Annotated in this window: 6 protein-coding genes and 1 CRISPR repeat array; of the genes, 4 read left to right on the top strand and 2 right to left on the bottom strand. The window is 42.5% G+C overall.

All coding sequences use genetic code 11. The features are described from left to right. Together V7K61_RS10325 and V7K61_RS10320 are read left to right on the top strand one after the other, a co-directional pair. The coding region (locus V7K61_RS10325; RefSeq protein WP_335053247.1) for a hypothetical protein at positions 1-502 on the top strand (502 nt) is incomplete at its 5' end. A gap of 126 nt (positions 503-628) precedes the next feature. Then, entirely contained in the window at positions 629-3955 is a 3327-nt protein-coding gene (locus V7K61_RS10320) for a Swt1 family HEPN domain-containing protein (RefSeq protein WP_335053246.1), read from the top strand. A 276-nt stretch (positions 3956-4231) separates the two neighbouring features. Here the strand turns inward: V7K61_RS10320 and V7K61_RS10315 are convergent, their stop codons facing one another. After that, positions 4232-4489, bottom strand: coding sequence for a hypothetical protein (locus V7K61_RS10315; protein ID WP_094343937.1), 258 nt, complete (start codon positions 4487-4489; stop codon positions 4232-4234). A gap of 196 nt (positions 4490-4685) precedes the next feature. Here V7K61_RS10315 and V7K61_RS10310 point away from each other — a divergent pair, with 196 nt between their 5' ends. After that, the gene (locus V7K61_RS10310) at positions 4686-4991 is read left to right on the top strand and encodes a hypothetical protein (RefSeq protein WP_335053245.1); all 306 of its coding nucleotides are present in this window, start codon (positions 4686-4688) and stop codon (positions 4989-4991) included. A gap of 126 nt (positions 4992-5117) precedes the next feature. On the opposite strand, the gene V7K61_RS10305 is transcribed toward V7K61_RS10310, so the two are convergent. Then, positions 5118-5384 carry a helix-turn-helix domain-containing protein gene (locus tag V7K61_RS10305; RefSeq protein ID WP_152590045.1) on the bottom strand — a complete coding sequence of 89 codons (267 nt, stop codon included), beginning with the start codon at positions 5382-5384 and terminating at the stop codon, positions 5118-5120. A gap of 121 nt (positions 5385-5505) precedes the next feature. Here V7K61_RS10305 and cas12k point away from each other — a divergent pair, with 121 nt between their 5' ends. Beyond that, on the top strand, positions 5506-7431 hold the full coding sequence (gene cas12k / locus V7K61_RS10300; RefSeq protein WP_335053244.1) for a type V CRISPR-associated protein Cas12k: 1926 nt from the start codon (positions 5506-5508) through the stop codon (positions 7429-7431). A gap of 451 nt (positions 7432-7882) precedes the next feature. Then, positions 7883-8428: a CRISPR direct-repeat array (repeat unit 37 nt; unit sequence GTTACAATGACCCTTCCCGTGTTGAGCGGGTTGAAAG). Between the last annotated feature and the right edge of the window lie 205 nt (positions 8429-8633).

Genomic DNA, 8633 nt, shown 5'->3' with positions numbered 1-8633 from the left:
TGATTATCTTTCAAAAAAAATGATAATTAGAGAGAAGTTCTCTTGTTTATACAGAGAACTTTATCTTCTTTTTTTTCAAAATGAGAATTGCTGTGCAGAAACCCTCTCCAAAGCTAAGAATACAGCAGTACAAGGCATGGTAGACGCTGGCATCCTCACTGCCAAGGCGGGTAAAGTGCGACTATTGCGCCGCAACGAATTACCCAAAAATTGGAATCCCCAAACCGATAACCGCCTCACGGTCTGGGAAGCTACACAACACATGATTCGGGAATTGCAAGACGGTGCGGGAAATCAAGGTGCTGCAAATTTGCTATCTCAACTGGGAACCATAGGAGAAGCAGCAAGGGAATTAGCTTATCGGCTGTATAACATTTGCGACAGAAAAGGCTGGGCTGCTGAAGGTGTTGCTTACAACAGCTTAGTGATTTCCTGGCCAGAAATTTCTCGCCTCGCTGCTGAAACCGAAGAATCGACTCCTTTACAAATGGCTTTACTTTAATTATTTTCGACTCTCGTTATTAGCCTCAGCCTATTAACACATTCTGGGTGGCTCTAACGCCCAAAGTAGATGTAGCGATCGTGAAGCAGCAGCCCTGAGTTAAAAGAAAAACTAGTATAAAAATCTATGACCGTAAGTAACCGCGAACGAGTTGGCAGGGTGCTAGACCTTTTGAGAGATGGCTTATATCCTTTTGTGGAAAGGGAAATGCGTTCTATTTATGGTGATAAGTGGGTAGTTGCCGCTACACCTTTTGTTCCAGAAGACCACAGCTTAAGACGTAATGTCCAGCAAATTCTCAAGCAAGACGAATCAGCACTGCTGAAACTCATGTCTAATCAGTGGCGTGAGGTGTTCAAAAAGACTCTGGGCAATGCTGAAAGAAGCTTGGTTGGGGAATTAATTGACACGCGCAACTCTTGGGCGCACAACAAGCCACTCTCTACAGATGATGCCTATCGCGCTCTTGATAGCGTATCGCGGTTACTTTCTGCTTTTTCTGCACCAGAAGCAGATGAAGTTGATAAACAAAAACAAGAACTTTTGCGGGTACGCTTTACAGAACAAGCCCGTCGTGAAACTCGTCGTGCTACTCACCAACCTTTAGAAGGGAATCCTGTAGGCGGTTTAAAACCCTGGCGAGAAATTGTTACACCTCACCCAGATGTTGCCTCTGGTAGCTACCAACAAGCAGAATTTGCTGCTGACCTTTGGCAAGTTTATTTAGATGAAGGTTCCGACGAATACCGCATACCTACAGAATTTTTTAGCCGTACTTTTCTCACGGAAGGGCTAAAGCAACTGCTCATAAATGCCTTGCTACGTCTTGCTACCAATCAAGGCGACCCCGTTATCGAACTCCAAACCAACTTTGGTGGGGGCAAAACCCACGCGATGCTGGCACTATACCACCTGTTCATGGGAGTTCCAGCATCCACGTTACCCGGATTGGAACCAGTGCTGGAAGCGGCAAATGTTTTACCTCCGCCAAAAGTTAATACAGCAGTGTTGGTAGGAAATAAAATTTCTCCCGGTCAGCCTCAACCTAAAAAAGATGGCACATTTGTCCGAACACTCTGGGGCGAATTAGCTTGGCAACTGGGCGGTAGGGAAGCCTACGAAATGATTCGAGAAGCAGATGAAACTTCAACGAACCCTGGCGATACTCTCCGGCTGCTGTTTAACCGCTATGCACCCTGCCTGATTTTAATTGATGAATGGGTGGCTTATGCCCGACAACTTCACGAAATAAACGACCTTCCGGGGGGCAGCTTTGACACTCACTTTACCTTTGCCCAGACTTTGAGCGAGTCGGCAAAAAATGCTAACCAAACTCTTTTGGTCGTGAGTATTCCGGCATCTGATAATGAGATTGGAGGCGATCGCGGTAAAGCAGCCTTAAGTAGACTCAAAAATGCTATTGGCAGAGTCGAATCTCCTTGGCGACCAGCAACTGCCGATGAAAGCTTTGAAATTGTGCGGCGGCGGCTGTTTCAACCCATCACCGAAGAAAGTGGCTTTATTGCCCGTGATGCCATCATCCGTGCCTTTGCAGAAATGTACCAAAACCAATCTCAGGAGTTTCCTAGTGAGTGCCGAGAAGGTAGTTACAAACGACGGCTAGAAAATGCCTATCCTATCCATCCAGAACTGTTTGACCGACTTTATAATGACTGGTCAACTCTCGACAAATTTCAACGCACGCGGGGTGTGCTGCGACTGATGGCAAAGGTGATTCATTCACTTTGGGAAGGACAGGACAAGAGTTTGTTAATCATGCCTGCCAGCGTGCCAATGGATGACGGACAGGTACAAACAGAATTGACTCGTTACCTCGAAGATAACTGGGTGCCAGTGATTGAAAAAGATGTAGATGGATATAATTCTCTACCATTGGCGTGCGATCGCCAAAATCCCAACTTAGGACGTTACTCTGCCTGTCGGCGTGTTGCTCGGACAATTTACCTTGGTTCTGCTCCTACTTTGAGAGCAGCCAATCGCGGTGTAGAAGATCATCGGATCAAGTTAGGATGTGTTCAACCAGGGGAAAGTGCAGCAACTTTTGGCGATGCTTTGCGCCGACTTACCGACCAGTCCACACATCTTTATGTCGATAACACTCGTTACTGGTTCTCAACTCAGCCTAGTGTCACCAGACTTGCCCAAGACAGAGCCGAGCAAATCCAACAGGATCAGGATAAAGTTTGGGATGAAATCATTCTCCGATTAAAGGCTGACAAGCAGCGCGGTGAATTTGCTGGAGTACATATTGCTCCCGACTCTTCCGCAGATGTTCCTGATGAAATGGCCGTAAGGCTGGTTGTCATGGGGCCACAACATCCCCATAAAAATAAGGAAAGCGAAACCCAAGCCCGCACCAGAGCCGAAGAAATACTAAACCAAAAGGGAGCCAGTCCTCGGTACTGCAAGAATATGTTGCTGTTCCTAGCACCAGACAAAGCAAAACTGGAGCTATTAGAACAATCTGTTTGCCAATACCTCGCCTGGAATTCGATTATTCGGGATAAAGAAGCCTTAAACTTAGATGTTTTTCAAAGCAATCAGGCGACGACTAAACAACAGCAAACCGACAAAGATGTAAAAAGTTTAATTCAGGAAGCTTACATCTGGTTGTTAGTGCCGATGCAACCCGACCCCCAAGGAGAGATTGAATGGCAAGAAATCCGATTGCAAAAGCAAGACTCTCCTATTGTGCAAGCAAGTCGCAAAGCAGTTCATGAAGAACATTTGATTGCTAACTATGCTGCTAGTCGCCTGCGCCTGGAAGCTCTCGATCCATATCTCTGGCGCGATGTAAACCACCTCGACCTTAAGAAGTTGTGGGAGTACTTAGCGTACTACCTTTACCTGCCACGCATCAAAAATCAACAAGTGCTATTACAAGCGATCGCAGAAGGAGTTGCAGCGTTACTGTGGAATGAAAACTTTGCTTATGCCACTGGCTGGGATGAATCCAAAGGACGTTATCTCGGTTTGAAAGCAGCTGAACACATTACCGTAACCCTTAGCAGTCAAAATCTGATAGTTAAGCCAGAAATAGCACAACGCCAGTTTGAGGCAGATGCTGCTGCTAAACCTGTAACTCCACCAGTATTTAAAGAAAAAACAGGAAGCTATAAGACTGACAAGGAAAAAACTATTGACACTGTAGTAACAGAAAATGGCTCTTCTGGTAGCCAAGTAACTGTCATAGTTCCACCAAAACGTTTCTATGGTTCAGTCAAATTGGACGCATTGCGGCTAAGACGTGACATAGGACACATAGCAGACGAGGTTATTCAACACCTCAGTAGTTTAGTAGATGCTGAAGTAGAAATTACCTTGGAACTTCAGGTCACTGTCCCTGAAGGAGTGCCAGAGAACGTGATTCGCACAGTCAGCGAGAATTGTCGGGTTCTCAAATTTAGTAATCAGGGATTTGAACAAGAATGAAGTTGAGGTAGATAAACTGTTAGAGAGTAATGAGGTAAAGCATTACGTCACACCCAACAAAGTAAGGGAAAGTCTTGTGGGTTAACGGATTTGAGCGCGATCGCAGTCTTAATAATAGTTACTACTTCCCTATTACTCGTAGTAACCGTATATCTTCCCATAGTTAATCTCCTTAACAAAACTAAACCCGTCAGGCATCTGACGGGTTTTTTGGGTTCTTAGGGGCAGAACTGATAATTTGATCTATCCATAGCCTGAGAGAATCGTTCTCTTCTCTCAGGCTGCTAATTTTCCCAAGTATTCATTTTGGAGTGCAGCAACTTGTTGCTTTAGATTCTCCAAGTCCGCTTGCATTTTGGCTAAGTCTGGAGTTCCTTGGAGTTCTTCAGCCATGTAAGAACGAATCCATCCCATGATCAATTCTGAGGCTGTCTTGCCTTCAGCCTTAGCTTTATTCATAAAAGCTTCCTTTGTCTCATCATCCATTCTGACAATAATCTGATTGCTCAATTTCGTTGTCTGCCGCTTTGCCATACTACTTTCTGCTGAAAACTTTTAATCTGTAATAACTCTATTTACCTTAATTGTGGCGAATTTTGAAAATTTTGTAGTAATGCTATTGTTTTGGTAGTAACTAGTAGTTACACTATAGTAACAAAGCAAAGGCGATCGTCCTCCAGGAAGAGACTGCGATCGCCTTTTGTTAAACCCCATCAATGAGGTTACTCAGATGATTGTACAAGATGAGTTTGACAACCAAGCCTCGGCTCAAGCAGAATTTGAGGAATATGTTGACCACTTAGCTGACGCAGTAGCGCCAGAAATTGAAATTGACTCAGTGCCAGATGATTTGGGAGAACTGTATCGAGTTTGGAATGGTTCCCATCTGCTTGGAACTTTTTATCAGAATCTTGAGGGTAAATGGGTAACACAACCTTGCAATAGCGATAAAAGACATTGCTGTGACACCTCTGCTTCAGCGCAACTTTTGATCATTGCTGTCAACGGACTACTGGTCGCGGATGTAGCCGCTTAATGGTTTTTCTCCTATCATCTGGAGACGTGAGGTTAGCCACGTCTCTTTCTTAATTTTTGACATATTTGTATTTTTTGTAGTAATGGAAGGACAAATTTATGTCAGTATGTACTAAAACACTATAAACTAACACTCAGTATCTTTTTCTGATTTATGCTCTGCCTCAATACTGTAGTTGATAAAAAGAGCAGAAATGGAGATGTTTAGTGCTTTTGCAAGCTTTTCAATATTTTTGAGAGAAGGATTACGGGTTCCCGTCTCAATACTTGAGATGTAATTACGGTGAAGTCCAGCTTTTTCAGCCAGTTCTTCTTGAGAGTAATCTAGCTCTCGCCTTCTTCGTCTTATCGCCTTTCCAAAACGATATTCAATGTTGATGTTATTTTCCCTCACAGCCTAATAGTGAGGTACTATCAATCATAAATCTACACATAATAAATGTAAATTTGCACACTATAAATGTTAATTTGAGGATACTGGTGTATTTAGTGAAGTTTAGAGAAGAGAAACCGCTATGAGCGTGATCACTATTCAATGCCGATTAGTAGCCAGCGAAGATACCCGCCGCCATCTGTGGCAATTGATGGCAGAGAAGAATACACCTTTGATTAATGAACTACTTGAACAGGTAAGAATGCATCCTGATATGGAGGAGTGGTTGAAGAAGGGCAAATTACCAGATGGAGTAATCAAACCACTGTGTGACTCACTCAGTAGTCAAGAACGCTTTCTTAACCAACCCAAGCGTTTTTACAAATCAGCTATTGAAGTAGTCGAGTATATCTACAAGTCTTGGTTAGCATTACAGAAAGAACGACAACAAAAAATTGATAAAAAAGAGCATTGGCTCAATATGCTTAAAAGTGATGTAGAACTAGAACAAGAAAGTAACTTTAGTTTAAATATTATTCGGGCTAAAGCTATTGAAATTTTACCGTACTATATTGCTAAGTTTGAAGAAACTAATAAGCCGGATATTAAAAACGAAAATGTAAGTAAGACTAAACAAAGTAAAAGCAAAAACAATAATTACATACTGTTTGACATTTTATTTAAGGCTTACGATCAAGCAAAGAATCCTCTTAATCGGTGTGCTATCGCTTACTTATTGAAAAATAATTGTCAGGTTAGCGAAGAAGAGGAAGACGCTAATCGGTATGCTCTACGTCGTAGTAAGAAAATTAAAGAGATTGAACGTCTTAAAGAACAACTGCAATCGAGGATACCCAGTGGTCGTGATTTGACAGGACAAGAGTGGCTGCAAAGCCTTTTAGTAGCAACCACCACTGTTCCTGAAAGTGAAAATCAAGTTAAAATCTGGCAGAAGCATCTCTTAGAAAATTCTAGTTCGATACCATTTCCAGTTCAATTCACAAGCAACGAAGACCTTATTTGGTCAAAAAATGAAAAAGGTCGTATTTGTCTTAGCTTCTCAGGTAAAGAGTTCAACAAGCATATCTTTGAAATTTACTGCGATAATAAACAAATTTATTGGTTTCAAAGATTTTTAGAAGATCAGAGCATTAAGCGCAACAACAAAGACCAGCATTCATCTTCTCTCTTTACTTTACGTTCAGGACGTTTAGCATGGCAAGACAATAAAGGTAATGACCTTCCCTGGAAAATTCATCGTTTAACTCTTTATTGCAGCGTTGATACTCGCTTGTGGACGATTGAAGGAACTCAGGAGTTTAGGCAAGAAAAAGTAGACGAAATTACTCAAAAACTGGCCAACATGGAAAAAAAAGAAAACTTAAATCAACATCAGCAAATTTATATTAAACGCCTTAACTCAACACTCACTAAAATCAACGCCGCCTACCCACGTCCTAATCAAAACTTGTATGAAGGTAAAACATCAATTCTCATTGGTGTGAGTTTGGGTTTAGAAAAGCCTGCAACAATAGCTATTGTTGACTGCTCCACAAATAAAGTTCTTGCGTATCGCAGTGTTAAACAGCTACTTGGTGATAATTACAAGTTACTGAACCGCCAGCGACAGCAGCAGCAACGTAATTCTCATGAACGCCACAAAGCCCAAAAAAGCAACACACAAATTAAGTTGTCAGAATTGGAGTTAGGAAAGCACATTGATAACTTACTAGCACAAGCAATTATCACGTTAGCCAAAAATTACCAAGCTGGCAGCATTGTTCTACCCTCAATGAAAAATGTACGCGAGAGCATCCAAAGTGAAATAGAAGCTAGGGCAGTGAAAAGATGTCCTAATTACAAAGAAGGTCAGCAACAGTATGCAAAACAGTACCGCCAGAGCATTCATCGTTGGAGCTACAACAGATTGATCGAGTGTATTCAAAGCCAAGCAGCTAAGGCAAACATTTCTATAGAACAAGGCCCACAACCTATTCGAGATAGTCCTCAAGAAAAAGCGCGAGATTTAGCGATCGCTGCTTACCATTTTCGTCAAAATAAATCTTAATCTTCAGATTGAGCAAATATACTGAACCTTGACAATAAAATAAGTAATAGCGCCGCAGTTCATGTTCTTTGTAACCGCTGAACTGTGAAAAATATGGGGTAGTTTGACTATTGGAAGATAGTCTTGCTTTCTGACCCTAGTAGCTGCTCACCCTGATGCTGCTGTCTCCGGACAGGAATAAGGTGCGCTCCCAGCAATAAGGGCGCGGATATACTGCTGTAGTGGCTACTAAATCACCTCTGATCAAGGGGGAACCCATACCAATCCTTGTTTTCAGGCATTAGAAGAGATTAAAAATTTTCAGTCGATTCGCGCTTGCTTGCGGTGAAAGGGTTTTAGCGTTTAATGGCACATAAATTGCCCATTTAAACGGTAGTTGAAGAAGCATGGAATATATATCCGCGCTATCAACTCTGGAATCCTTTACAAAACAAGGATTCTACAGAGGAAGGTTACAATGACCCTTCCCGTGTTGAGCGGGTTGAAAGCTTAACCTGTTTGTGAAAAAACTGGGAATCCTAAAAGTTACAATGACCCTTCCCGTGTTGAGCGGGTTGAAAGACAGCAACCGTACTGCTGTAGCTACCAGATGCACTTGTTACAATGACCCTTCCCGTGTTGAGCGGGTTGAAAGGTTCAATCCATACTTGGCGTGGGTTCGCACGTAATCAGTTACAATGACCCTTCCCGTGTTGAGCGGGTTGAAAGGTTCAATCGCAATCCTGAAGATTTGCCACAGCATTGGTTACAATGACCCTTCCCGTGTTGAGCGGGTTGAAAGCGATATGTAAAATAGCAAGTACAGGAATGCTTGAAGTTACAATGACCCTTCCCGTGTTGAGCGGGTTGAAAGAACCATATACCTTGGAAGCAAGTTCTGGATATAGCGTTACAATGACCCTTCCCGTGTTGAGCGGGTTGAAAGTCGCAAACTAAGCGCTTTTCCTACCCAAATTATGGGTTACAATGACCCTTCCCGTGTTGAGCGGGTTGAAAGGCGCCGAATTGAGTTAAAGAATTTGTTAGAACTTAGAATGAGCCTTGCTGCAAAAATGGATTGAAGATGTAATACCTAACGATGAGCAAGAAAGGACAAGTTATATAAAATCTTCCAGTGCAGGGCTGATGGAAATATAAAGATTACAAGATATTAGGTATGGGTTGAAAGGGTTCAACTCCGTCCTGCTTAACTTTTGTTGCCA

Origin of the sequence: Nostoc sp., from assembly GCF_036918015.1 — a bacterium.
Taxonomy (GTDB): Bacteria; Cyanobacteriota; Cyanobacteriia; order Cyanobacteriales; family Nostocaceae; genus Nostoc.
This window is presented reverse-complemented; position numbering and strand designations above follow the sequence as displayed.

Bases quoted from the DNA above. Each gene is read 5' to 3' on its own strand.
- V7K61_RS10320 (WP_335053246.1), top strand. From the start codon at position 629: ATGACCGTAAGTAACCGCGAACGAGTTGGCAGGGTGCTAGACCTTTTG.
- V7K61_RS10315 (WP_094343937.1), bottom strand. From the start codon at position 4,489: ATGGCAAAGCGGCAGACAACGAAATTGAGCAATCAGATTATTGTCAGA.
- V7K61_RS10310 (WP_335053245.1), top strand. From the start codon at position 4,686: ATGATTGTACAAGATGAGTTTGACAACCAAGCCTCGGCTCAAGCAGAA.
- cas12k (WP_335053244.1), top strand. From the start codon at position 5,506: ATGAGCGTGATCACTATTCAATGCCGATTAGTAGCCAGCGAAGATACC.